21 protein-coding genes and 1 riboswitch are annotated in these 22430 nt (G+C 65.5%); of the genes, 13 read left to right on the top strand and 8 right to left on the bottom strand.

What is annotated here, in order from left to right; genetic code table 11:
• Positions 1-6 precede the first annotated feature (6 nt).
• The 3 genes from ACSQ22_RS13030 to ACSQ22_RS13020 form a co-directional block, all read right to left on the bottom strand.
• The gene (locus ACSQ22_RS13030; protein ID WP_436130549.1) at positions 7-885 is read right to left on the bottom strand and encodes a DUF6279 family lipoprotein; all 879 of its coding nucleotides are present in this window, start codon (positions 883-885) and stop codon (positions 7-9) included.
• A gap of 342 nt (positions 886-1227) precedes the next feature.
• Positions 1228-1443 (bottom strand): hypothetical protein, encoded by a 216-nt coding sequence (locus ACSQ22_RS13025; protein ID WP_055401611.1) that lies wholly within the window; start codon positions 1441-1443, stop codon positions 1228-1230.
• A gap of 80 nt (positions 1444-1523) precedes the next feature.
• Positions 1524-2489: a LysR family transcriptional regulator gene (locus ACSQ22_RS13020; protein ID WP_121419301.1), complete on the bottom strand. Its 966-nt coding sequence runs from the start codon at positions 2487-2489 to the stop codon at positions 1524-1526.
• A 175-nt stretch (positions 2490-2664) separates the two neighbouring features.
• Here ACSQ22_RS13020 and ACSQ22_RS13015 point away from each other — a divergent pair, with 175 nt between their 5' ends.
• The 3 genes from ACSQ22_RS13015 (at position 2665) to ACSQ22_RS13005 (ending at position 7364) form a co-directional block, all read left to right on the top strand.
• Positions 2665-3861: an acyl-CoA dehydrogenase gene (locus tag ACSQ22_RS13015; RefSeq protein ID WP_121507204.1), complete on the top strand. Its 1197-nt coding sequence runs from the start codon at positions 2665-2667 to the stop codon at positions 3859-3861.
• Positions 3862-4098: 237 nt separating this feature from the next.
• Complete coding sequence (locus ACSQ22_RS13010; RefSeq protein WP_436130548.1) at positions 4099-5373, top strand: CaiB/BaiF CoA transferase family protein; 1275 nt, start codon at positions 4099-4101, stop codon at positions 5371-5373.
• Positions 5374-5762: 389 nt separating this feature from the next.
• Positions 5763-7364, top strand: coding sequence for a methyl-accepting chemotaxis protein (locus ACSQ22_RS13005; RefSeq protein WP_436130547.1), 1602 nt, complete (start codon positions 5763-5765; stop codon positions 7362-7364).
• An 89-nt stretch (positions 7365-7453) separates the two neighbouring features.
• Here ACSQ22_RS13005 and ACSQ22_RS13000 read toward each other — a convergent pair whose 3' ends face one another.
• From ACSQ22_RS13000 to ACSQ22_RS12985, 4 genes are all read right to left on the bottom strand, one after another.
• On the bottom strand, positions 7454-8002 hold the full coding sequence (locus tag ACSQ22_RS13000) for a 6,7-dimethyl-8-ribityllumazine synthase (protein ID WP_436130546.1): 549 nt from the start codon (positions 8000-8002) through the stop codon (positions 7454-7456).
• Positions 8003-8318: 316 nt separating this feature from the next.
• Positions 8319-8489, bottom strand: a riboswitch (FMN riboswitch).
• A gap of 182 nt (positions 8490-8671) precedes the next feature.
• Positions 8672-9358 carry an acyloxyacyl hydrolase gene (locus tag ACSQ22_RS12995; protein ID WP_436130545.1) on the bottom strand — a complete coding sequence of 229 codons (687 nt, stop codon included), beginning with the start codon at positions 9356-9358 and terminating at the stop codon, positions 8672-8674.
• Between the two features lie 141 nt (positions 9359-9499).
• Positions 9500-9985: a hypothetical protein gene (locus tag ACSQ22_RS12990; protein WP_218298501.1), complete on the bottom strand. Its 486-nt coding sequence runs from the start codon at positions 9983-9985 to the stop codon at positions 9500-9502.
• Between the two features lie 115 nt (positions 9986-10100).
• Positions 10101-11075 (bottom strand): LysR family transcriptional regulator, encoded by a 975-nt coding sequence (locus tag ACSQ22_RS12985; RefSeq protein ID WP_436130544.1) that lies wholly within the window; start codon positions 11073-11075, stop codon positions 10101-10103.
• Between the two features lie 155 nt (positions 11076-11230).
• On the opposite strand from ACSQ22_RS12985, the gene ACSQ22_RS12980 reads away from it, so the two are divergent.
• From ACSQ22_RS12980 to ACSQ22_RS12960, 5 genes are all read left to right on the top strand, one after another.
• Positions 11231-12250, top strand: a complete 1020-nt coding sequence (locus ACSQ22_RS12980; RefSeq protein WP_436130543.1) for a TRAP transporter substrate-binding protein — start codon at positions 11231-11233, stop codon at positions 12248-12250.
• 70 nt (positions 12251-12320) lie between these two features.
• Positions 12321-14102 (top strand): IlvD/Edd family dehydratase, encoded by a 1782-nt coding sequence (locus ACSQ22_RS12975; protein ID WP_436130542.1) that lies wholly within the window; start codon positions 12321-12323, stop codon positions 14100-14102.
• 54 nt (positions 14103-14156) lie between these two features.
• Positions 14157-15386 carry a fumarylacetoacetate hydrolase family protein gene (locus ACSQ22_RS12970; RefSeq protein ID WP_436130541.1) on the top strand — a complete coding sequence of 410 codons (1230 nt, stop codon included), beginning with the start codon at positions 14157-14159 and terminating at the stop codon, positions 15384-15386.
• A gap of 27 nt (positions 15387-15413) precedes the next feature.
• Positions 15414-15983 (top strand): TRAP transporter small permease, encoded by a 570-nt coding sequence (locus tag ACSQ22_RS12965; protein WP_436130540.1) that lies wholly within the window; start codon positions 15414-15416, stop codon positions 15981-15983.
• Positions 15984-16016: 33 nt separating this feature from the next.
• A complete protein-coding gene (locus tag ACSQ22_RS12960; RefSeq protein WP_436130539.1) occupies positions 16017-17297 on the top strand; it encodes a TRAP transporter large permease subunit in 1281 nt (426 codons plus the stop codon).
• 116 nt (positions 17298-17413) lie between these two features.
• Here the strand turns inward: ACSQ22_RS12960 and ACSQ22_RS12955 are convergent, their stop codons facing one another.
• Complete coding sequence (locus ACSQ22_RS12955) at positions 17414-18055, bottom strand: NAD(P)-dependent oxidoreductase (RefSeq protein WP_426306843.1); 642 nt, start codon at positions 18053-18055, stop codon at positions 17414-17416.
• Positions 18056-18367: 312 nt separating this feature from the next.
• Here ACSQ22_RS12955 and ACSQ22_RS12950 point away from each other — a divergent pair, with 312 nt between their 5' ends.
• From ACSQ22_RS12950 to ACSQ22_RS12930, 5 genes are all read left to right on the top strand, one after another.
• Positions 18368-19270, top strand: coding sequence for a LysR family transcriptional regulator (locus ACSQ22_RS12950; RefSeq protein WP_121419288.1), 903 nt, complete (start codon positions 18368-18370; stop codon positions 19268-19270).
• Between the two features lie 190 nt (positions 19271-19460).
• On the top strand, positions 19461-19865 hold the full coding sequence (locus ACSQ22_RS12945) for a hypothetical protein (protein WP_055395103.1): 405 nt from the start codon (positions 19461-19463) through the stop codon (positions 19863-19865).
• A 25-nt stretch (positions 19866-19890) separates the two neighbouring features.
• The gene (locus ACSQ22_RS12940; protein ID WP_121507216.1) at positions 19891-20754 is read left to right on the top strand and encodes a LysR family transcriptional regulator; all 864 of its coding nucleotides are present in this window, start codon (positions 19891-19893) and stop codon (positions 20752-20754) included.
• Positions 20755-20867: 113 nt separating this feature from the next.
• Positions 20868-21173, top strand: coding sequence for an antibiotic biosynthesis monooxygenase family protein (locus tag ACSQ22_RS12935; protein WP_431152219.1), 306 nt, complete (start codon positions 20868-20870; stop codon positions 21171-21173).
• A gap of 160 nt (positions 21174-21333) precedes the next feature.
• Positions 21334-22296, top strand: coding sequence for a chemotaxis protein (locus tag ACSQ22_RS12930; RefSeq protein ID WP_121419286.1), 963 nt, complete (start codon positions 21334-21336; stop codon positions 22294-22296).
• Positions 22297-22430 lie beyond the last annotated feature (134 nt).

The following is a 22430-nucleotide window of genomic DNA, read 5'->3' as shown; positions in this document are numbered from 1 at the left end:
CAACACTCACTGCGCCGCCAGCACCAGAAAGTCCTGCTCATACCCCTTTACCGACTGCACTGCCTTCAACCGCTGCGCAGCCGTCATCGCGTTGTGCACATTAGAGAAGCCTTCGCAGCCCTCTTCCACCAGCGCCTGCGCATAACGCTGGTAGGCCGCGTCGGGCGATGTTTGAAAACGTGCGAGGTAACCGCGCAGCAGGCTCCGGGCCTGGTCGGTGTTGGTGCGGTCTTCGGCGATTTTCTGCAGCACCTGCACCAGGTCTTTCTGGCGGCGCAGGCGTTCGGCATAGGTGCGCTGTGGGTCAAAGGACGACTGGGCGATGAAGGTGCGCAGTGCGGATTTTTGCGGTTCGTCCAAGGCGCCGTAGAAGCCTTCGGCGCGGGACAAGAGCTGCTTGAAGCGCTGCTCTCGCAGCTTGTCGGGCGTGATATCTACCCATTCCTTCTTCCAGTCGGCGTTGCTGTCGGCCTGCTTCTTTTGCAGGTTGCGGATCTGGGTGTCGGTGAGCTGGGCGGCCAGCCAGGCCAGTTTGGGTTCGGCCTGGGCGATGACCTTGTCGATCTGGGTGCGCACTGCGTCGTAGGTGCGGCAGGCCTGGCCGGGCGATATGGCGGATGGCAGTTGTTGCTGTACCTTTTGCAGCAGCTCGGCATGCCGGGGCAGCATGGTGTCACGGTGCCACTGGTGCAGGTCGCCCAGTTCATCGCGCACGCGCTCGGTCTGGGTTTCTGACAGGCCGAGGTAGCTGTTCAGCTGCCAGTAGGCCAGGTGCGGCACCTGGTTGTAGGCCAGCTTGACAGTGCTGCAGCCTTGCAACAGCAGCCCACATGCCGCCAGGGTGGCAACACACAGTGCTTTGCGAATCAGGGACGGTGCGCGCACAGAAGCTCCTCGTGTAGAAAGAGAAAGGAAAGCAAGGAAGCAGGATAGGACCAATGCTGCACGGAGAAATTTGCGGGCTGCAATACCCCGCCAACTGCGCGAGGATTGGCGAAAGCCCCGACACTGTGGAGCAGTGCGGCAGGACCTTGCCATCGGTGGCGCTCTGCGGCGCCGTGGGGCTAGTGTGGTGTTGCATGCTTGACGGCACATTGAAAACCGATGGATTTTTTGGCCAGGGCAAGGCGCAAACCACAGCGATACCCGTAGGTATCGCGCGGATTTGCAGCGCAGCCCTGGTCGAAAAGACGCGGTTTTAAGTGCCGGATAGCGTGCAACACCACACTAGTTGTCCTGTCGGCGAATCAGTTGCCGACCGCTGGGCGTAATGGCCAGTTCGCCGCCGGAGCCTTTGGTGATGAAGCCCCATTCGAGCAGGCGGCCAGACACGTGGTCCTTGAGCGCATGGGGCAACGTAATGACTTGGCCCATTTCGAGTTGTTTGAGGGTCTCGATCTCGTCCACGGTGGGGTCGAAATGCGGGGCATGGTAGGTGGTCATGGGGTCACTCCCGGATCGGTATGTGCAGACAGACTCCAGCGCCACCAGATTAGTTCAGCCCCTGGGCGGATGCAAGCGCGTCATCCCTTGCCGTCTGCCCCGGCGACCGGCGGCACTCCGCCTGCCGCCGCTGCCATACCCTGCAGCCACCGTGCAAACGCCCCCAACACCGGCGGCTGGGCTTGCGCGGGGCTGATGAGGTAGTAGGCACGCTCGCCACGCAGCGGTCGGTTGCAGGCCACCACCAGCTCGCCGCTGGCCAGTTCGGCCTCGATCAACAAAGGCGGCATCAGCGCCACGCCCATGCCATGCGTGGCGGCCACGGCCAGCATGGAGAACAGCTCGTAGCGCGGGCCATCCAGCGCATGCGGGGCATCCACACCCATCGCATCAAACCACTGGCGCCAGCCATAGGGGCGTGTGCTTTGCTGCAGCAGCGGCAGCTCGGCCAGCGCCTCGGCAGCGATCGGCTGGTGGGCGCGGCCGCGGCCCCGGGGCGCGGCGGATTCGAGCAGGCGGGGGCAACACACGGGCACCACGTCTTCGTGCATCAGCAGCAGGGCCTGCACGCCGGGCCAGTTGGCAACCTGCTCGGGTGTGCCTGCATACAAGGCGGCATCGAAGGTGGTGTCGGCAAACAGAAAAGGCCGCGTTTGCGTGTCGATGTGCACCACGATGTCCGGATGCTCCTGCGCCAGCAGCGGCAGGCGTGGGATGAGCCAGCGCGTGGCAAAGGTGGGCACTGCGGCCAGCGACAGAGTGCCACCCTCGCCCTGGTGGGCCATCACATCCAGCGTATCGCGCTCCAGGCCCTGCAGCCAGCGCGCCACCTGGCGGCCGTAGTGGGCGCCCGCAGGCGTCAGCACCACGCCGTGGCGCGTGCGGCGAAACAGCGCCACGCCCAAAAATTCTTCCAGCGCCTGGATCTGGCGCGACACCGCGCTTTGGGTGAGCGACAGCTCCTGCGCGGCGCGGGTGTAGCTCTCGTGTCGGGCGGCGACTTCAAAACAGGCCAGGGCCTGGGTCGATGGGATGTTGCGACGCATGATGAAGAGGAACTTTTAACGAGGTTATCTCACTTGCAACCTATGGACGCGAGTATTCCATACATTCCAATAACGCATATCTGGATGAAAAGAACTCGCTTGCGGGCTGGAACACCAGGGCCTACGATGCGCTTCAGACCCGTTTCTTTCACCTTCTTTCCGACCGGAGACACACATGGCCCACGCCGCTTTTCAATGGGATGACCCTTTCCTCCTGAGCCAGCAACTGACCGACGACGAGCGCGCCATCCGCGACGCCGCCGCAGCGTATTGCCAGGACAAGCTGGCACCCCGCGTGCTGGACGCCTTCCGCCACGAAAAGATGGACGTGAGCATCTTCCGCGAGATGGGCGAAGTGGGCCTGCTCGGCCCCACCATCCCCGAGCAGTACGGCGGCCCCGGCCTGAGCTACGTGGCCTATGGCCTGATCGCCCGCGAAGTGGAGCGTGTGGATTCGGGCTACCGCTCGATGGCCAGCGTGCAGTCGTCGCTGGTGATGGTGCCCATTCATGAATTCGGCACCGAAGCACAAAAGCAGAAGTACCTGCCCAAGCTCGCCACCGGCGAGTGGATTGGCTGCTTTGGCCTGACCGAGCCCGACCACGGCTCCGACCCCGGCAGCATGGCCACGCGCGCCTACAAGGTCGATGGCGGCTACAAGCTCAAGGGCAGCAAGATGTGGATCACCAACAGCCCCGTGGCCGACGTGTTCGTGGTCTGGGCCAAGGAAGTCTCCGAAGGCGGCGCCGTGGGCCCCATCCGCGGCTTTGTGCTCGAAAAGGGCATGAAGGGCCTGACGGCCCCTGCCATCCACGGCAAGGTGGGCCTGCGCGCCTCCATCACCGGCGAGATCGTGATGGACGACGTGTTCGTGCCCGAAGAAAACGCCTTCCCTGAAGTGCAGGGCCTGAAGGGCCCCTTCACCTGCCTGAACAGCGCGCGCTACGGCATCGCCTGGGGCGCCCTGGGTGCGGCCGAGTTCTGCTGGCACACCGCCCGCCAGTACACGCTGGACCGCAAGCAGTTTGGCCGCCCCCTGGCCGCCAACCAGCTCATCCAGAAGAAGCTGGCCGACATGCAGACCGAAATCGCCATCGGCCTGCAGGCTTGCCTGCAGTTCGGCCGCATGAAGGACGCGGGCACGGCCAGCGTGGAAGGCACCTCCATCATCAAGCGCAACAGCTGCGGCAAGGCGCTGGACATTGCCCGCCTGGCGCGCGACATGATGGGCGGCAACGGCATCAGCGACGAGTTTGGCGTGGCCCGCCACCTGGTGAACCTGGAAGTGGTGAACACGTATGAAGGCACGCACGATGTGCATGCGTTGATTCTGGGCCGTGCGCAGACGGGCATTGCGGCGTTTGCCAACTGAGGCCCGGCCTCCCCTCCATCCAATGCGGTGGTGAGAACTCCCCTCTCCCCTCGCGGGAGAGGGGCCGGGGGAGAGGGGGTAGTGGCGTGCGCTGTGCCTGTTCGCCCCCTCTCCCCCACCCTCTCCCGCGAGGGGAGAGGGAGTTAAAACGGGGCTCCTCTACACATGTTTCAAGCGTTTTAGGCCTCTAGCGCTTGATGGATAAGCGCTACCAGCTATCAAACTTATAGTACCTTCATGACCACATCCCCCTCCTCCCCAGGCGCCCTCGCAGGCATCAAGGTGCTCGACCTCTCCCGCGTGCTGGCCGGGCCCTGGTGCACCCAGGTGCTGGCCGACCTGGGCGCTGACGTGGTGAAGGTGGAGCGCCCCGGCGTGGGCGACGACACGCGCCAGTGGGGCCCGCCCTTCTTGAAAGACGCCGAGGGCAACGACACCAACCAGGCCAGCTACTACACCGCCTGCAACCGCAACAAGCGCTCGGTGACCATCGACATGGCCTCGCCCGAGGGCCAGGCGCTCATCCGGCAGATGGCACAAGAGGCGGACATCGTGGTGGAGAACTTCAAGGTCGGCGGCCTCAAGCAATACGGCCTGGACCATGACAGCCTGCGCGCACTCAACCCGCGCCTCATCTACTGCTCCGTCACCGGCTTCGGCCAAGACGGGCCCTATGCCGAGCGCGCAGGCTACGACCTGATGGTGCAGGCCATGACGGGCCTGATGAGCATCACGGGCCAGGCCGACACCGAACCCGGCGGCGGCCCCATGCGCGTGGGCGTGGCCGTGATCGACCTGTTCACCGGCCTGTACGCCAGCAACGCCATCCTGGCCGCGCTGCATGTGCGCGACAACGCCACCAATGGCACCGGCCAGGGCCAGCACATCGACATGGCCCTGCTCGACGTGGGCATGGCCGTGCTGGCCAACCAGGCCTCGGGATTCCTCGCCACGGGCAAGGCGCCCGGACGCATGGGCAACAGCCACCCGAGCCTCGCGCCCTACCAGGACTTCCCCACCGCCGACGGCAACATGCTGCTGGCCATTGGCAACGACGGGCAGTTCCAGCGCTTTTGCGCCGCCGCCGAGCAGCCCCAGTGGGCCAGCGACCCGCGCTTTGCGACCAACACCCTGCGCGTGCAAAACCGCACCGCGCTGATCCCCGCCATGGAGGCCGTGACCCGCACGCGCACCACAGCCGAATGGATCACGCTGCTGGAAGACAAGGCCGTGCCTTGCGGCCCCATCAACACCATTGCCCAGGCGTTTGACGACGCACAGGTGCAGGCCCGTGGCCTGGCCGTGACGCTGCCGCGCTGGAAGGACGGCGAGGCCGCCACCGACAACGTGTTGCAGATCACCGGCGTGGCCAGCCCGCTGCGCCTGTCGGCCACGCCACCCGTGCTGCGCAACGCGCCACCGGCACTGGGCCAGCACACCGACGAAGTGCTGCGCGAGATGGGGCTGGACTCGGCGCGCATTGCGGCGCTGCGGGCCAACGGGGTTTTGTAGCCAGACCCACGCTGCACCGAGCTGCGCAACGCCCCCGCCATTGAACAGCCTTGCCCTGACCGGCAAGGCTTTTTTGTCTGCACCATCTGAACCAAATCAGGTTCTAGCGCTTATCCACCAAACGCTATCAGCTATCAATTTGATAACAAATCTTGGTGCTCTCGGCGCCTACATGTGTTCGCACCTTGGTAAAAAAGACATGTACAAAAATTTACACATCTCTCCATAATGGCAGCGGGAATCTCTCCGGCACGGCGCACAGCACGCGCCGGTTGACCGAGACGAGAGGCGCAGTGGGACAACCGCCGCAACGTACGGGGAAGTCCGGCTGGGCCGCATGCACTTTGCCCCGCCCCAGCGGCGAATAGTGGACCCCACAGGAGTTCCCCATGAAGCTCAGCCTCAAGCTCCCCCTGGCCTTTACCGTGTCGCTGCTTTTGCTGTTTGCGGCGGCGCTGTTTGGCATCAGCCGCCTGAACCAGGCGCTCGACACCTACCAAACCACCGTGGCCCAGAGCTTCGAGCACGAGCGCATGGCGGCGGACATGCTCAACAACTTCAAGGTGCAGGTGCAGGAGTGGAAGAACGTACTGCTGCGCGGCAAGGACCCAGCCCAGCTCACGCGCTACTGGGCCGCGTTTGAAAAGCAGGAAAAGGCCATCAAGGACGAGGCGCAAAAGCTCGTGGTCGCCCTGCCCCCCGGCGAAGGCCGTGAACGCGTGTTGCAGTTTTCCCAGGCCCACGAGCGCATGGGCGCGGCCTACCGCAAGGGGTTTGAGGCCTTCAAGGCCGCCGACCACGACCCGCAGGCGGGCGACAAGGCCGTGGCGGGCATGGACCGTGAGCCCTCGCAGCTGCTGGACCAGGCCGGTGGCCTGATCGCCAAGGCCAGCAGCGAAGTGGCCGAGCGCGCCGCCAAAGCAGCGCAGCGCGCCACCACTATCAGCCTGGTGGTGATGCTCGTGGTGTGCGCCCTGGGCATTGCGGGCGCCATTGTCTTCAGCCGCACCGTAGTGAACCCGCTGGACAACGCGGTGCGCGTGTCGCAGGCCGTGGCCAGCGGCGACCTCACCGTGGCACGGCAAGTGCAGGGCAAGGACGAAATCGCCCTGCTGCTGAATGCCCTGCACGACATGCAGATCAGCCTGTCGCACGTGGTGAGCAATGTGCGCAACAACGCCGATAGCGTGGCCGCCGCCAGCACCGAAATCGCACAGGGCAACAACGACCTGTCAGCCCGCACCGAGCAGCAGGCCAGCGCGCTGGAAGAGACCTCGGCATCGATGGAGGAGTTGAGTTCCACCGTGCAGGCCAATGCCGAAAACGCGCGCACCGCCAACCAGCTGGCCGTGAACGCCAGCACCGTGGCCGTGCAGGGCGGTGATGTGGTGGCCGAGGTGGTGACGACCATGAAGGGCATCAACGACAGCAGCAAGAAGATTGCCGACATCATCAGCGTGATCGACGGTATCGCCTTCCAGACCAACATCCTCGCGCTGAACGCCGCCGTGGAAGCAGCCCGCGCGGGCGAGCAGGGCCGGGGCTTTGCGGTGGTTGCCAGTGAGGTGCGCAACCTGGCCCAGCGCAGCGCAGACGCCGCCAAGGAGATCAAGACCCTGATCCACGCCAGCGTGGAGCGCGTAGAGCTGGGCACCACGCTGGTAGACAAGGCGGGAGCCACGATGAGCGAGGTGGTCAGCGCCATCCGCCGTGTGACGGATATCGTGGGCGAGATCAGCGCCGCGAGCAGTGAGCAAAGTGCAGGCGTGGCCCAGGTGGGGGACGCCATCACCGAAATGGACCAGGCCACGCAGCAGAACGCGGCGCTGGTCGAACAGAGCGCCGCCGCCGCCGACAGCCTCAAGGTGCAGGCGCAGCAGCTGGTGCAGGCAGTGGCGGTGTTCCGGCTGGCAGACACCGACGCCAACACCCCCAGGCAGGCCAGCATGCCCGCACCGGGCCACCACCAGCCCCGGTTGGCTGCGGGCTGACGTAGCGCGGGCATTTCAAGCCCAATCGGCCTGAAGCGCCAGTAAATCATGCACCAGTAGCTACATAAAAAGTAGCAACTGGCACCTTCTCAGGCTTCTGCCAGCACCGGCGAAGCCTGCTGCACGGAGGCCAACGTGGGCGAGGCCAGCTTGCGCAGGTAGGCCATGGTCTGCAGGCAGGCCTGGGCCACCTCGGTGCCCTTCTTCACGAAATGTTCGCGGAAGAAGCGCACATGGTCCTCGTGGTCGTGAAAGTCGCGCGGGGTGAGCACAGCCGACATCACGGGCACCTCGGTGTCGAGCTGCACGCGCATCAGGCCGTCGATGACAGCGGTGGTGACGAACTCGTGGCGGTAGATGCCGCCGTTGACTACCAGCGCGCAGGCCACGATGGCATCGTAGCGCCCGCTGCGCGCGAGCTTGCGGGCCAAAAGCGGGATCTCAAACGCACCGGGCACATCGAACAGCGCCACCTGCGCGGGTGGCAGGCCGTGGCGGTCGAACTCGGCCAGGGCCGCGTCACGCGCCTGGTGCACGATGTCCTGGTGCCAGCTGGCACTGATGATGGCCACACGGGCGCCACGGTGTGCGGCGACGGGGGCCAGGGGGGAAACGGAATGTGAAGAAGACTGATTCATGGGTTCCTCAAAACAGGTCAGACCAGAATCAGGGCGCGCGCGAATACGGCGCCCGCACAGGGCGGCGCAGGCCTCACGGCGCTTGCGAGCGGGCAAAAAACACGCAGGCAAACGCCAAGGGCCCAGCCACCCATAGCGGGTGCTCTAGGGATGTCCTGCATAACTCCCTGCGGTCCGTGATGGCGCGGTCTCGGGCGGTCCGCTGCGTTGCTTTTCATGCCAATAGCCGCGCTATTGGCTGCAAAAAGTCGCCTTGCGGCCCATCCCGATCCGCACTACCACCGACTCGCGAGGGTTATGCAGGACATCCCTAGTTTCGCGATCTCTTTCATCCGGACTGTGACCGTCGGCTCTGGTTTCGCACCAGATCTGCTGACCCTGCGGGCCTGTTCCAAAGAACGGCACCACAGGCGCTCGCGGGCTCTTGTTGGCTTTTCAGCCCTCAAATACCGCCGGTGGGGAATTCCGCCCCGCCCTGAGAACGCTGCCGGCCCTGGAGTGGATCCAGGGCCGGCAGGGGGATTCTAGGAGCTTGGTGACATTCGCGCCGTCGCCAAGGCGATTGGCCCCCTTCGCCGATCCCGTTCACCCGTTCTGGCTGAGCCTGCCCAAGCCAGGCGCGGCGCTTGAACGGCGCTCAGCGAACGGTTCAAGTTGATGGAAGCCGGATCATTCAAAAGACCGGCTGTAGCGCACCTGCACAAAGTCTTCGCCCGGGTTGGGCTTGCGGATGCCGCCGTTGGAAATGTGGCGCACGATCAGCATCAGTTCGTGCTGGCGGCGGGCGCCAAAGTTGAAGCCCACGCCCTGGTGGTCGGCAAAGTTGAAACGGGTGCTGAAGGCCTTGTGCCGGGTGGCGTAGTGCCCGTCCAGCGCCGACAGGCCGATGCCGCCTTCCATGAACCAGGCGGACCGCCCGCCGTCGAATCGCCAACGCAGTGTCGGCACCACCGCCAGCTGCGTCCAGCGGCGGCGCCCGCCCGGCACGGCGGTGCCGGGCGGCACGCGCCAGTGCGCGATGTGGATATCCCAGTGCCCCGTCAGTTCGCCGCCCAAAAAATCACGGCGCCAGGCCCAGGGCCATTGCACACCCACTGAGGCCAGCCCGACGTCGCTGGCCGCGCGTGCGCCGTCGATGAAGATGCGGCGCGGCTCGGGGGTAGCGGAGACCGCAAGCTCCTGGGCCCGGGCGGAGGGCTGCGGCGCGCCAGCCCCCTGCTGCGCCAGGGCCGGCAGGGGCAACAGCGCGCAGCAGACCAGCAGGGCGGCTCCAGCACAGCCTGCTCGCGGTGGTGGCGGGAACAAGCCCTCGGACGGGGAAGGCAATGGCAGCAAGGGTTGAAATGAGGAACGCACGGCAGGACTCCGACGGGCCACTGGGCCATGCCCTCCAATCTACCCAAACGCCGCCCTGCGCGCAGCACCTGGCAGCGCGCAGGGCTGCAAGAAACTCTTCGCCACCTTGTCGGGGGCGTGCAAAAGCGCTGGGCGCCGAGGTCAACGGGGCCGCGCAAAGCCCCCGTCCGCCCAGGCGGTGGCGCTGGCGGCCGTCAGGCGGAAGGTGGGCGGCGCAGGCACGCGGGCGATTTCCTGGCCCAGTGCATCCTCGGCGCTCAGCGTGGCCGTGGCGCCTTCCTCGTCGGGCACGATGGCCAGCGCCACGCGCAGGCGCTGGCCGTCGGCGGTGGTGATGTGCACGCTCTTGTTCAGCTGCGCGTGCAGTTGCTGCTCATGGCGGCGCACCACCTCGCTCGCGGTCTTGACCAGGGTATGGAAGGCCGACACATCGAGCGGCTTGGGGTTCTTCTTGTCGCGGCCCATGGTCCAGGGGCCCACCAGCGCGGGCTCGGACTCCCCCTTCAGCGTCATGGACACGGCCCAGCCATCGTCGTCTTCGTTCTTGATGACCTGCGCCGTCCAGCGACCATCGCTCCAGCAGCGGGGTTCCTGGATGGTGTCGGGCGTGTCGGGTGCGTCGGTCATGGAGAAAAAGGCCTGGGTTGCGGGAAAGGGCGCAGAGCATAACGGCAGGGCCTGGTGGCCCAGATCTTCAATAACCGTTGGTTATCGAAAAAGGCCGTGCATAGCGCGGACCTTGTCACTCTGCCGAAGGGTCCGGCGCCACGCCCGCCGCCTCGCGCAGCACATCGATAAAGGCCTGCGCCGAAGGAGTGGGCGGCTCGCCCAGCCGGGTGATGAGACCGTAGCTGGGCATGCGGTCGGGCAGCTCGACGGGGATGCGCGAGAGCAGGCCCCGGTCCACATATTTCTGGATCAGCGCGGCGGGCTGCAGCGACATCATGTGGGTGGTGTTCATCAGCTCCAGCGCAAACAGGAAGGACGGCGTCTCCACCACCCCCGCCGTGAGTGCCAGCCCCGCGCCACCGAACAGATCGTCCGACACCTTGCGCACGGCCGTGGAGGCGGGGTACAGAATCCACGGCCAGTGCGCCAGCTCGGTGAGCGACAGGTCGGTGGCGCCGCGCAGCGGGTGGTGCTGCCCACCCACCACATGCAGCGGCTCGGCGGACAGGTGCTCGTAGTGGAACTGGCTGCGCTGGTCCTCGGTGGTGAAGCGGCCGATCATCAGGTCGATCTTGCGCTCGGCCAGCCAGGCGATGAGCTGGTCGCTGCTCTGCTCCAGGATCTTGATGACCAGCAGGGGCCGCAGGCGCTGGATCTCCACCACCGACGCCACCAGCACATGCGCGGCTGACCCGGTGATGGCGCCCACCGTCACATGGCCGTGGCCGCCCTGCTTGAGCGCATTGAACTCGTCCACAAACTTGCGCTGCCCATCGAGCGCCGCGCTGGCGTAGCGCAGCGTAAAAAGCCCCAGCTCGTTGGGCCGCATGCCGCGCGAAAGGCGGTCGAACAAACGCGCCTCCAGGATCTCCTCGATGTCCATCAGGATCTTGGTGGCCGCAGGCTGCGTGACATGCATCTGCTCGGCCGTGAGCCGCAGGTTGCGCGTGCGGCCCAGGATGTCGAGAAACTGCAAATGCCGAAAGCGCAGCCGCGCACAGGCCTGCGCCAAAGACAAGGGTTTACCCGGAAATTCGTCTGGACTCATAAGCGTTTGGAATGGATTGTCGCAAAACATTCAGTGGACCCGGCAGGACGCGAAACCTAACCTTCGCCTTGCGTCCATGACGGCTTGCCCCAAAAAGCTGCATACGCCGAAGGCCTCGCCAACGGGGTCAGCCATTCCAACGGAGACAAGACACCATGCAATTCAAGACCCTCGCTAAATCCTTGGCGCTTGCTGCCACGCTGCTGGCCGCCTTTGCCGCCCCCGTCGCGGCCCAAGTCAAGGAACACACCTTCAAGGTCGGCATTGGCCTGAGCGACGACCACCCGCAGGCCCAGGCCGTGCGCCACTTTGCCGAGCGCCTGCAGGCCAAGAGCGGCGGCAAGATGAACGCCAAGCTGTTCGCCAGCGGTGCGCTGGGCAACGATGTCAGCATGACCTCGGCCCTGCGCGGAGGCACGCTGGAGATGACGATTCCCGATTCGTCCACGCTGATGTCGCTGATCAAGCCCTTTGGCGTGCTGAACCTGCCGCTCACCTTCAACACCGAGGCCGAAGCCGACGCATTGCTAGACGGCCCCTTCGGCCAAAAGCTGCTGGCCATGCTGCCGGACAAGGGCCTGATCGGCTTGGGCTTCTGGGAAAACGGCTTCCGCCATGTGACCAACTCGCGCCGACCTATCAACACGGCCGACGATCTGGCGGGCCTGAAGCTGCGCGTGATCCAGAGCCCCCTGTTCCTGGACACCTTCAACGCGCTGGGCACCAACGCCACGCCCATGCCGTTCACCGAGCTGTACACGGCCATGGAACAAAAGGCCGTCGACGGCCAGGAGAACCCGCCTGCCACCATCCTGGCCAGCAAGTTCTATGAGGTGCAAAAGCATCTGGTGCTGTCGCGCCACATGTACAGCGCGTGGGTGCTGCTCATCTCCAAGAAGACCTGGGACGGCCTCTCGGCCGACGAGAAGAAGATCGTGCAGGAGGCCGCGCGCGAGGCCACGGTGTTCGAGCGCAAGACCATCCGCGCCTTCAGCGAAACCGCCCTGGGCGAACTGAAGAAGGCCGGCATGCAGATCACCGAGCTGCCTGCTGCCGAGCAGGCCAAGCTGCGCACCAAGCTGCAGCCCGTGCTGGCCAAGTACGGCAAGGAGTTTGGTGAGGAAACCACCAGCGAAATGATGGGCGAGCTGGCGAAGGCGCGGGGCGGGAAGTAAGCGATTCGCCTCCCGGGGCGCAGCTGGTTGCAGCTGCGCCCCGCCCCTCCTTTTGCGACGTCCCGACCCCATGACCAAAACACCCCGCCGCCCCTTCCGCTCCCGCGACTGGTTTGCCGCCCCCGAGCGCTCGGACATGACCGCGATGTACCTCGAACGCTTCATGAACTACGGGCTCACGCCCGAGGAACTGCGCTCGGGCCGGCCCATCATCGGCATCGCGCAGACGGGCAGCGACCTGTCGCCCTGCAACCGCATCCACCTGGACCTGGCGCGCCGCGTGCGCGACGGCATCCGCGATGCGGGCGGCATTCCGATGGAGTTCCCTGTTCACCCCATCTTTGAAAACTGCCGCCGGCCCACGGCCGCACTGGACCGCAACCTGGCCTACCTGGGGCTGGTGGAGATCCTGTACGGCTACCCCATCGACGCGGTGGTGCTGACCACGGGCTGCGACAAGACCACGCCTGCTGGCGTCATGGCCGCGTCCACGGTGGACATTCCGGCCATCGTGCTCTCGGGCGGACCGATGCTCGATGGCTGGCACGAAGGGCAGCTGGTGGGCTCGGGCACCGTCATCTGGCGCAGCCGCCGCCAGCTCGCGGCGGGCGAGATTGATGAAGAAGAGTTTCTGCAGCGCGCCTGCAGCAGCGCACCGTCGGCGGGCCACTGCAACACCATGGGCACGGCCTCCACCATGAACGCAGTGGCAGAAGCCCTGGGCCTGTCGCTGCCCGGCTGCGCGGCCATTCCTGCACCGTACCGAGAACGCGGTCAGATGGCGTACGAAACCGGGCGGCGCATTGTTGATATGGCCTATGAAGACCTGCGCCCCTCGCGCATCCTGACGCGCGAGAGCTTCTTGAACGCGCTGTCGGTCATCAGTGTGGCCGGGGGCTCCAGCAATGCGCAGGTGCACGTGATGGCCATGGCGCGCCATGCAGGCGTGGTACTGGAGGCCCAGGACTGGACGGACCACGCCTACGACCTGCCCCTGCTGCTGAACATGCAGCCTGCAGGCCAGTTCCTGGGCGAACGGTTCTTTCGCGCGGGCGGTGTGCCTGCGCTGATGTGGGAGCTGCAGCAAGCGGGCCGCCTGCACAACGACTGCGCCAGCGTGACGGGCAAAACCATCGGCGACAACCTGCAGGGCCACGAAGCGCGCGACCGTGAAGTGATTCGCCCCTTCAACGCGCCGCTGATGGAAAAAGCTGGGTTCCTGGTGCTCAGCGGCAACCTGTTTGACTTCGGCATCATGAAAACCTCGGTGATATCGCCCGCGTTTCGCGAGCGCTACCTGAGCCAGCCGGGCCGCGAGGGCATCTTCGAAGCCCGTGCCGTGGTTTTTGAAGGCGCGGACGACTACCACGCACGCATCAACGACCCGGCGCTCGACATCGACGAGGGCTGCATCCTGGTCATGCGCGGCGCCGGGCCCATCGGCTGGCCGGGCTCGGCCGAGGTGGTCAACATGCAGCCGCCCGACGCGCTGATCAAGCGCGGCATCAACACCCTGCCCACACTGGGTGACGGGCGCCAGTCGGGCACGGCAGACAGCCCGTCCATCCTCAACGCATCGCCCGAGAGCGCCGTGGGCGGGGGCCTCTCCTGGCTGCAAAGCGGCGACACGGTCCGCATCGACCTCAACACCGGGCGCTGCGATGCGCTGGTCGCGCCCGAGGAAATCGCCCGCCGAAAGCGTGAACTGCCCGACCCACCCGTGCCCGCGAGCCAGTCCCCCTGGGAAGCGCTGTACCGCGAGAAGACGGGGCAGCTGGCCGATGGCGCGACGCTCGACTTCGCGCTGGCATTCCAGCGCATTTCCGAAAAGACACCACGCCACAACCACTGACAACGAGCGGGCGGGCCACCGGCGCCACCCCCGGATTTTTTCGAAGGACTCTCCATGAACAACATGACGGCGGCGGCAGTTGCCGAACGGGCCCGTGCGCCCCAGACCGCATTGCAAGTGCTTCCCGACGATGGCCTGCAGGGCTCGCTGGTGGGCCGGGTGTGGGCACCACAGGGCGCCGTCGCGGGCCCAGCTGTGGTGGCCCTGCGGCCCCAAGGCGTGTTCGACCTCAGCGCGCACTACCCCACCATGAGCACGCTGCTCGACGCCCTGGCGCCCGCCGAGGCCGTGCGTGCAGCCACCGGCCAGTACCTGTGCAGCGTGGAAGACCTGCTGGCCAACAGCCTGCCCGGCACGCGCGACACGAGCCGCCCCTGGCTGCTGGCGCCGTGCGACCTGCAGGTGGTCAAAGCTGCGGGCGTGACGTTTGCGGCCAGCCTGATCGAGCGCGTGATCGAAGAACAGGCCCGGGGCGACGCCAGCCGTGCGCAAGCCTTGCGAAGCCAGGTCATCGAGCTGATCGGCGAGAACCTTGCCGACATCCGCCCTGGTTCGCCCGAGGCCATGGAACTCAAAACGTTGTTGCAAGAGAAAGGCCTGTGGTCGCAGTATCTGGAGGTGGGCATTGGCCCCGATGCCGAGGTGTTCACCAAGGCGCCGGTGCTGGCGTCCGTCGGCTGCGGGGACGACATCGGCATCCGCTCCGACTCGGCCTGGAACAACCCCGAGCCCGAGGTGGTGCTGGCGGTGAACAGCCGGGGCCAGATCGTGGGCGCCACGCTGGGCAACGACGTGAACCTGCGCGACATCGAGGGCCGCAGCGCCCTTCTGCTGGGCAAGGCCAAGGACAACAACGCGTCGTGCGCGTTAGGCCCGTTCATCCGCCTTTTTGATGCCAGCTTCGGGCTGGAACAAGTGCGCAATGAGACGGTGCACCTCCGCGTCGCGGGCGTAGATGGCTTTGAGCTGCGCGGCATCAACACCATGGCCAGCATCAGCCGCGACCCCACCGACCTGGTGGCGCAGACGCTGGCCGCGCACCAGTACCCGGACGGGTTCATGCTGTTCATGGGCACGCTGTTCGCCCCCATCGAAGACCGCGGCCAGCCGGGCGGCGGCTTCACGCACCAGCTGGACGATCTGGTGTCCATTCAGAGCGCCTGGCTGGGCGGACTGCACAACCGCGTGGCGCACAGCGAGGCCGCGCCGCCCTGGCGCTTTGGCCTGCGCGCCTTCATGGCCAACCTGGCACAGCGCGGGCTGCTGCAGGGCACAGCGCTCTGAGTCAAAAGAAAAACAGGAGACAACCCCATGCTCAATGCCTTCATCGACCGCTGCTGCCGCTGGATCAACCTGCTCATTGCCCTGGCGCTGGCGGTGATGGTGGTGATGGTGTTTGGCAACGTGGTGCTGCGCTACGCGTTCAACTCCGGCATCGCCATCAGCGAGGAGGTCTCGCGTTGGTTGTTTGTGTGGATCACCTTCCTGGGCGCCATCGTGGCGGTGCGCGAGCGGGGCCACCTGGGCACGGACTTTCTGCTGGCGCGCCTGCCGCCGCTGGGCCAGCGCATCTGCCTCGCCGTCAGCTACGCGCTGATGATCTGGTGCACCTGGCTGCTCTTCAGCGGCGCGCTGGAGCAGGCGCGCATCAACTGGGATGTGGATGCACCGGTCACGGGCGCGTCCATGGCCATCTTCTATGCGTCAGGCGTGGTGTTTGCCGTGGCGGCGGGGCTGCTGCTGGCGCTGGATCTGTGGCGGATTGTGTCGGGGCAGATGCCCGACAACGAGCTGCTGCACATCGCCGAATCCGAAGAACTGGCCGCCGTGGGCAGCCAAGTGCCGCACACAGCCCCAGCGCCCACGGCCTCGCGCCAGTGAACCCCACACCGCAATGACCTGGAGCGCTCTCCCATGACCGTTATTATCTTCCTCGGCTCCCTACTGGCCGCCATGGCCATCGGCGTGCCGATTGCCTACGCGCTGCTGGTGTCCGGCGTCGCCCTGATGTGGCACCTGGACCTGTTTGACGCGCAAATCCTGGCGCAGAACGTGATCAACGGCGCCGACAGCTTTCCGCTGCTGGCCGTGCCCTTCTTCATGCTGGCGGGCGAGATCATGAACGTGGGTGGTCTGTCGCAGCGCATCGTCAAGCTCGCGCTCACGCTGGTGGGGCACAAGCGGGGCGGGCTGGGTTTCGTTGCCATCCTGGCGGCCTGCATGCTGGCGGCGCTGTCAGGCTCCGCCGTGGCCGACACGGCGGCGCTGGCGGCCCTGCTGCTGCCCATGATGGTGAAGGCCGGGCACGACAAGGCACGAGCGGGCGGGCTCATCGCTTCGGCGGGCATCATCGCGCCGGTCATTCCGCCGTCCATCGGCTTCGTGGTGTTTGGCGTGGCGGCCAACGTGTCGATCAGCAAGCTGTTCCTAGCCGGCATCGTGCCGGGGCTGCTGATGGGAGTGGCGATTGCCATCACCTGGTACTGGGTCTCCCAGCGCGAAAACGTCACGCCACCGCCCAAGGCATCCACCGCCGAAAAGCTGCAGGCGCTCAGGGAATCGACCTGGGCACTGTTCCTCCCGGTGATCGTGATCGTGGGCCTGAAGATGGGCGTGTTCACCCCTACCGAAGCCGCCGCCGTGGCCGCCGTCTATGCGCTCTTCGTGGCCACGGTGGTGTACCGCGAGCTGCACTGGCGCCAGCTGACCGCCGTGTTCGTGAGCGCTGCCAAAACGACGGCCGTGATCATGTTCCTGGTGGCCGCCGCCATGGTGAGCGCGTGGCTCATCACGGTGGCCGACATCCCCAGACAGCTTGTTTCGCTGCTGAAGCCCTTCATGGACAACCCCATCCTGCTGATGATGGCCATCATGCTGCTGGTGATGGCTGTGGGCACCGCCATGGACATGACGCCCACCATCCTGATCCTAGCGCCCATGCTGATGCCGGTGGTCAAAGCCGCAGGCATCGACCCGGTCTACTTCGGCGTGCTGTTCATCATGAACAACGCCATCGGCTTGATCACACCGCCGGTGGGCACGGTGCTGAACGTGGTGGCGGGGGTGGGACGCATGCGCATGGACGAAGTCACCCGGGGCGTGCTCCCCTTCATGGGCGCGCAGTTCGCGATGATGTTCCTGATGGTGCTGTTCCCGTCCATCGTGCTGGTGCCGATGCGCTGGTTTATCGGCTAAACCGTGACTATTTATAGCCAAATTGGTCGCTAGCGCTTATCCATCAGGCGCTAGCAGCTATCAAAACAGAAGTATTCTGGCCTTTTCGACCTTTGCACCGCGGCAAGCACTGGCGGTCAGTTCGCCACCGTAAACCGCTTTTGCACGTGGCGCGGCGTCTCCAGCTCGTCCACGATGGCCACAGACAGGTCGGCCACGCTGATGCTGCCGGGTTGCTCGCCATTCATCAGCGGCGCTTCGTCGCCCAGGCGGTATTGGCCCGTGCGTTCGCCAGGCTGCAGCAGGATGGGCGGTGACAGGAAGGTCCAGTCCAGCGTGTTTTCGGTGCGAATCCAGTTCAGCGCCTCGCGCGCGGCCAGGGCGCCCTGCTTCCATTCGGCGGGGAACTGGGGCGTATCCACCAGCTGCACGCCGGGCGCCACAAACAGGCTGCCAGCGCCACCCACCATCAGAAAGCGGCGCACACCAGCCGCTTTGGTGCCGTCGATGATGGCGCGGGTACCTTTCAGGAACTCGTCGTGGATGTTGGGGTTCTCCCAGCCGGGGTTATAGGCGCTGACCACAGCATCATGGCCGGCAGCGGCCTTGGCGACCTGGGCTGCGTCTTGCGCGTCGGCCGCCACTACCGTAAGACCTTCGCGCGCGGCGAGCTTGGCGGGGTTGCGGGCCAGTACCGTCACGCGGTGGCCGCGTTGCAGCAGTTCATTCAGCACGGCAGCGCCAACAAAGCCGGTGGCGCCAATCAGGGCGATGTTCATATCGATGTCCTTGGGTCGAAGTTGCGATGTAGTGAGAATAGGAGATTGTCAAAGCGGGCGGTAGATGGCTAAATCTGCCTTCTCTTTGAAGCTCAACTTCACAATGGATGAATCACATCCTGAGTCGCTTTGCGCCTTCCCCCTCTCTCGCATGGCTGCGCCATGCGGGATGGGGACACCCCCAGCGCACTCCAGCGAAGCGCCGCACAAGCAGCTTGGCGGCCCTTGCGAGGGGGCACTGGCCTTGGTCGCGCCAGTTCCAAGGCATGGAGGCGGACAACAGCCCAGTGGGGATTGACGAGAAGACCTGATATGGAAGACCTCAAACGCATGGCGGTGTTTGCCGCCGTGGTGCAGCACGGCTCGATGAGCGGCGCCGCCCGCGCCCTGGGCATGAGCACTTCTGCCGTGAGCCAGCAGGTGCGCAAGCTGGAAAGCGATGGCGGTGTGACGCTGCTTCACCGCTCTACGCGCAAGCTGGCGCTGACCGAGGCAGGCCAGCGCTACCACGCGCGCTGCGCCGCCATGTGTGCCGCAGCCGACCAGGCGCGGGCCGAGCTGGCCGCTTCGCGCGATGCCCCGAGTGGCGAGCTGCGGCTGTCGGCTACCGTCGGGTTTGCACGCCACATTGCCCCAGCGCTGGGCGAGCTGCTAGCCGCCCACCCGGCGCTGCGCCTGCGCCTGCTGGTAGACGATTCGCCCATTGACCTCATCAATGCCCGCATCGATCTGGCCGTGCGCTACGGGCGCCTGCAGGACTCCACCTGGGCAGCACGGCGCCTGGGAGGCATGCAGTGGTACCTGTGCGCGGCGCCCGGCTGGGTGGCTGCCCACGGCGTGCCACAGCACCCGGACGCACTGCTATCGCACAGCTGGCTGGGCTTTGCGCGCGAGAACGGCGGCCTGCTGATCGACCTGCGCAGCCCCACGGGCGATCCCCGGGCCCTGCGGGTGGAGCCGCGCATTGCCAGCAACAACCAGCTTTCGATCCAGCAGATGTGCGAGGCGGGGCTGGGCCTGGCGCTGGTGGGTAGCATGGATTCGCAGGATGCGCTGCAGGCCGGGCGGCTGGTGCGGCTGTTGCCCGACTGGTCGTTTGGCACCCTGGACATCTGGGCCATGACGCCCCAGCGCGACGCCCAGCCCGCCAAGGTGCGCCAGACCATTGCCGCGCTGCACCGCTATCTGAGCCAGCTGCCCGGCGTCACGGAATGAGAGGGGAACAGTCCGTGGGTGACTGCCTTCGGCGCCTTCCTTCGCAGGGATATCGCTGCCACTTTTTATCCATCATTTTTTTATCGTTCAAACCCACAAATTCCATCGTTGTGCAGGCAGCGCCGGCTGCCTACAGTCGCCCCCCAAGGGCCTGCTTCTGGCCCTTTAACCCCCCGACTGGAGAGCGCACATGACGACCAACCTCACCACAAACTTCCCCATCGACCGCGTACTGGCCGCCTTTGAAAAAGGCGATGTCCCCACGCTGCTCGGTAGCGTTGCCGATGACCTGGATTTCCGCATCGACCACTACCGCGATGATGCAGACACCAGCTGGCAGGTCGCCCGCAACCAGGCCGATCTGCTGACGGTGCTGCAGCGCCTGGGCACGGAGATCTTTCCGCAAGGCACGCAAATCGTTCACACCCACAGCCAGCCGCTGGGCGACGACTGGGTGATGACCCAGCTAAGCCAACGCTTCTTTTATGGAGTACAACAGCGCGAAGTGGAGTCGCTGACCTGGATCCTGAGCCACTCGCAAAACGGCCAGCTCGACTACTTTCGCGAAACCGTCACCACGATCACCCCTACCTGACTGTGGCCCCGGCCGCTGAAACCCCATGCTGTTTGACCTGCGCGCCCTCGGCTACTTCGTCGCGGCCTACGAAGAACGATCCGTGACCACGGCGGCGCGCCGCTGCTTTGTGGCGCAGCCGTCCATCAGCATGGCCATCAAGGGGCTGGAGGACGCGCTGGACACCGTGCTGTTCGAGCGAAGCCGCCAGGGTCTGGCGCCCACCCCCGCCGCCCACCGCCTGTACCCGCGCGCCTGCAGCCTGCTGGCGCAATCCAGCGCCATGGTGCGCGACTTTCGCGATGCGCCCCGCGAAACGCTGGGCGTGTTCCTGCAGGACGACCTGATGGTGGGCCCAGCCGCGCCGCTGTTTGCGCAGATTGCCGACCTCCTGCCCAACACGCTGGTCCGACTCACGGCCACAGCGCAGGAGGCCCGGCTGCGCCTGGTGGCGGAGCACTGCAAACCGCCCGGCGACACGTTTGTGTCCTTGTGGCGCGAGCCCTATGTGATGCTGTTGCCCGAGCAGCATCCCCTGCGCTTCAAGAAGAAATTCGGTCTGGCGGATCTGCAAGGGGTGCCGCTTCTTGAATGGCCCTACTGCCCGCTGCACCAGTCGTTCATCCGCCTGCTGGCCGAGCGCGGCATTGCCCTGGAGGTACAGGCCAGCGCCGCACGCGAAGAGCTGTTGCTGCACATGGTGGACAGCGGCTTGGGCGTGGCGGTGGTGCCACAGTCCCACGCAGCGCATGCTCGCCGCTCGGTCACTCGCCCCCTCGATGGCCCCCTGGCGTTCTCGCGCCACCTGGGTCTGGCCTGCGATGCCTCGGATGCACCCATGCTCGCACTGCTGGGCCGCCTGGCCGACAGTTTGAAGGCCTCTGTGATTCCCCAGAGCAGCGTTGCCTGAGCCTCCCGCCTCCCGGTGTGGGTGGGCACAGAACAACAGGCTGCATACGGTAACCCGGCAGTCTTGCGGTAGAAACAGGCACTTCCCTAGCGCACAGCACGCCCCAGCCCACCATGGTTCTCGAAATCGCCCACCTCACCATCCGCCCCGGCCAGAACGCGGCCTTCGAGCACGCCTTTGCCCAGGCGCAACAGATCATTGCCTCGATGCCCGGTTACCTGTCACACGAACTGGGCCATTGTCTGGAGCGCCCGCAGGACTATGTGCTGCTGGTGCGCTGGGTCACCCTGGAAGACCATGAGATCGGCTTTCGCCAGTCGGCCCGGTACCAGGACTGGAAACAGCTCCTGCACCACTTCTACGACCCTTTCCCCACGGTATTGCACTGTGGGCCGGTGGCCCTGCCAGCCCCGGCTTGAGCCCGCAACCCGGCTCCAACGTGTGACAGCGCTGCCACGCAAGGATGCGGCAGTGCACTATTCGGGTATTGCCTGAACATTTAGCGCACTGCGCACCCCGTTCTGATCCTAGAATTTGTAAACGCGCGTATCTTCTTCTTTTCTGCGCGAAGGACCCATCATGAAAGCAGTGCAGCAGGATATCGACGAGCGGACCAACCTCACCAGCACCAACAAGTTCGAACTGCTGCTGTTTCGCTTGGGCACCGACAGTGCCCTGGGCAAGTCAGAGCTGTTTGGCATCAACGTGTTCAAGATCCGCGAGATCGTGGCCATGCCCAGCATCACGCCGATCGCGGGCACCACGGCCCATTCGCTCGGGGTGGTCAACCTGCGCGGACAGGTGATTCCGGTGCTGGACCTGCCCTCCATCGTGGGCTGCAAGCCACAGACGGGCCTGAACATCATGCTGGTGACAGAGTACGCACGCACCACCCAGGCGTTTGCCGTCGAGTCGGTGGAAGACATCGTGCGACTGGACTGGAAACAGGTGCTCTCGGCCGAAACCAGCGGCGCCGCTGGCAAGCTGGTCACCAGCATTGCCCGCCTGGACGGCAACACCGATGAATCCCGCCTGGCCCAGGTGCTGGACGTGGAGGCCATCCTTCAGATGATCTCACCCTCGGACGGCCACGAGGTCACCGAAGAAAAGGTTGGGGCCAAGCTCAAGCTCAAGCCCGGCTGCATCATCCTGGCGGCCGACGACTCGTTCGTGGCCCGCTCGCTCATCGAGCAAGAGCTCAAAGTGCTCAACGCCCCGTATGAAATGGTGAAGTCCGGCAAGGAAGCCTGGGACCGTCTCAACGCCATCGCGAAAAGCGCCGAAGCCGAGGGAAAAACGGTCTTGGACCGCGTCGCCATGGTACTGACCGACCTGGAAATGCCGGAAATGGACGGGTTTACCCTGACACGCAACATCAAGCAGGACGCGCGTTTTCATGGGCTGCCCGTGGTCATTCACTCCTCGCTGTCGGGCTCGGCCAATGAAGACCACGTGCGCAGCGTCGGAGCCGATGGGTACGTCGCCAAGTTTGTGGCGGAAGACCTGGCCGAAACCATCCGCCGGGTGCTGCCCAAGCCTTAAAGGCAGGGCGGCCTGCCGCGGAGCAGGCGCCCCGCCCCCACGGTCAGATATTGGGTAAAAAATTGGCCGCTTCCGCTAATCGGGCAATGGTTCATAGCTATTGTTTTTGAAGTTTCTCCACGGCAGCGCCCGGC

Origin of the sequence: Acidovorax sp. LjRoot38 (genome assembly GCF_964252975.1) — a bacterium.
Taxonomy (GTDB): Bacteria; Pseudomonadota; Gammaproteobacteria; order Burkholderiales; family Burkholderiaceae_C; genus Acidovorax; species Acidovorax facilis.
This window is presented reverse-complemented; position numbering and strand designations above follow the sequence as displayed.

Excerpts from the sequence above, each read along its gene's own strand:
- ACSQ22_RS13025 (WP_055401611.1), bottom strand. The coding sequence starts at position 1,443 with ATGACCACCTACCATGCCCCGCATTTCGACCCCACCGTGGACGAGATC.
- ACSQ22_RS13020 (WP_121419301.1), bottom strand. The coding sequence starts at position 2,489 with ATGCGTCGCAACATCCCATCGACCCAGGCCCTGGCCTGTTTTGAAGTC.
- ACSQ22_RS13015 (WP_121507204.1), top strand. The coding sequence starts at position 2,665 with ATGGCCCACGCCGCTTTTCAATGGGATGACCCTTTCCTCCTGAGCCAG.
- ACSQ22_RS13010 (WP_436130548.1), top strand. The coding sequence starts at position 4,099 with ATGACCACATCCCCCTCCTCCCCAGGCGCCCTCGCAGGCATCAAGGTG.
- ACSQ22_RS13005 (WP_436130547.1), top strand. The coding sequence starts at position 5,763 with ATGAAGCTCAGCCTCAAGCTCCCCCTGGCCTTTACCGTGTCGCTGCTT.
- ACSQ22_RS13000 (WP_436130546.1), bottom strand. The coding sequence starts at position 8,002 with ATGAATCAGTCTTCTTCACATTCCGTTTCCCCCCTGGCCCCCGTCGCC.
- ACSQ22_RS12990 (WP_218298501.1), bottom strand. The coding sequence starts at position 9,985 with ATGACCGACGCACCCGACACGCCCGACACCATCCAGGAACCCCGCTGC.
- ACSQ22_RS12985 (WP_436130544.1), bottom strand. The coding sequence starts at position 11,075 with ATGAGTCCAGACGAATTTCCGGGTAAACCCTTGTCTTTGGCGCAGGCC.
- ACSQ22_RS12980 (WP_436130543.1), top strand. The coding sequence starts at position 11,231 with ATGCAATTCAAGACCCTCGCTAAATCCTTGGCGCTTGCTGCCACGCTG.
- ACSQ22_RS12975 (WP_436130542.1), top strand. The coding sequence starts at position 12,321 with ATGACCAAAACACCCCGCCGCCCCTTCCGCTCCCGCGACTGGTTTGCC.
- ACSQ22_RS12970 (WP_436130541.1), top strand. The coding sequence starts at position 14,157 with ATGAACAACATGACGGCGGCGGCAGTTGCCGAACGGGCCCGTGCGCCC.
- ACSQ22_RS12965 (WP_436130540.1), top strand. The coding sequence starts at position 15,414 with ATGCTCAATGCCTTCATCGACCGCTGCTGCCGCTGGATCAACCTGCTC.
- ACSQ22_RS12960 (WP_436130539.1), top strand. The coding sequence starts at position 16,017 with ATGACCGTTATTATCTTCCTCGGCTCCCTACTGGCCGCCATGGCCATC.
- ACSQ22_RS12955 (WP_426306843.1), bottom strand. The coding sequence starts at position 18,055 with ATGAACATCGCCCTGATTGGCGCCACCGGCTTTGTTGGCGCTGCCGTG.
- ACSQ22_RS12950 (WP_121419288.1), top strand. The coding sequence starts at position 18,368 with ATGGAAGACCTCAAACGCATGGCGGTGTTTGCCGCCGTGGTGCAGCAC.
- ACSQ22_RS12945 (WP_055395103.1), top strand. The coding sequence starts at position 19,461 with ATGACGACCAACCTCACCACAAACTTCCCCATCGACCGCGTACTGGCC.
- ACSQ22_RS12940 (WP_121507216.1), top strand. The coding sequence starts at position 19,891 with ATGCTGTTTGACCTGCGCGCCCTCGGCTACTTCGTCGCGGCCTACGAA.
- ACSQ22_RS12935 (WP_431152219.1), top strand. The coding sequence starts at position 20,868 with ATGGTTCTCGAAATCGCCCACCTCACCATCCGCCCCGGCCAGAACGCG.
- ACSQ22_RS12930 (WP_121419286.1), top strand. The coding sequence starts at position 21,334 with ATGAAAGCAGTGCAGCAGGATATCGACGAGCGGACCAACCTCACCAGC.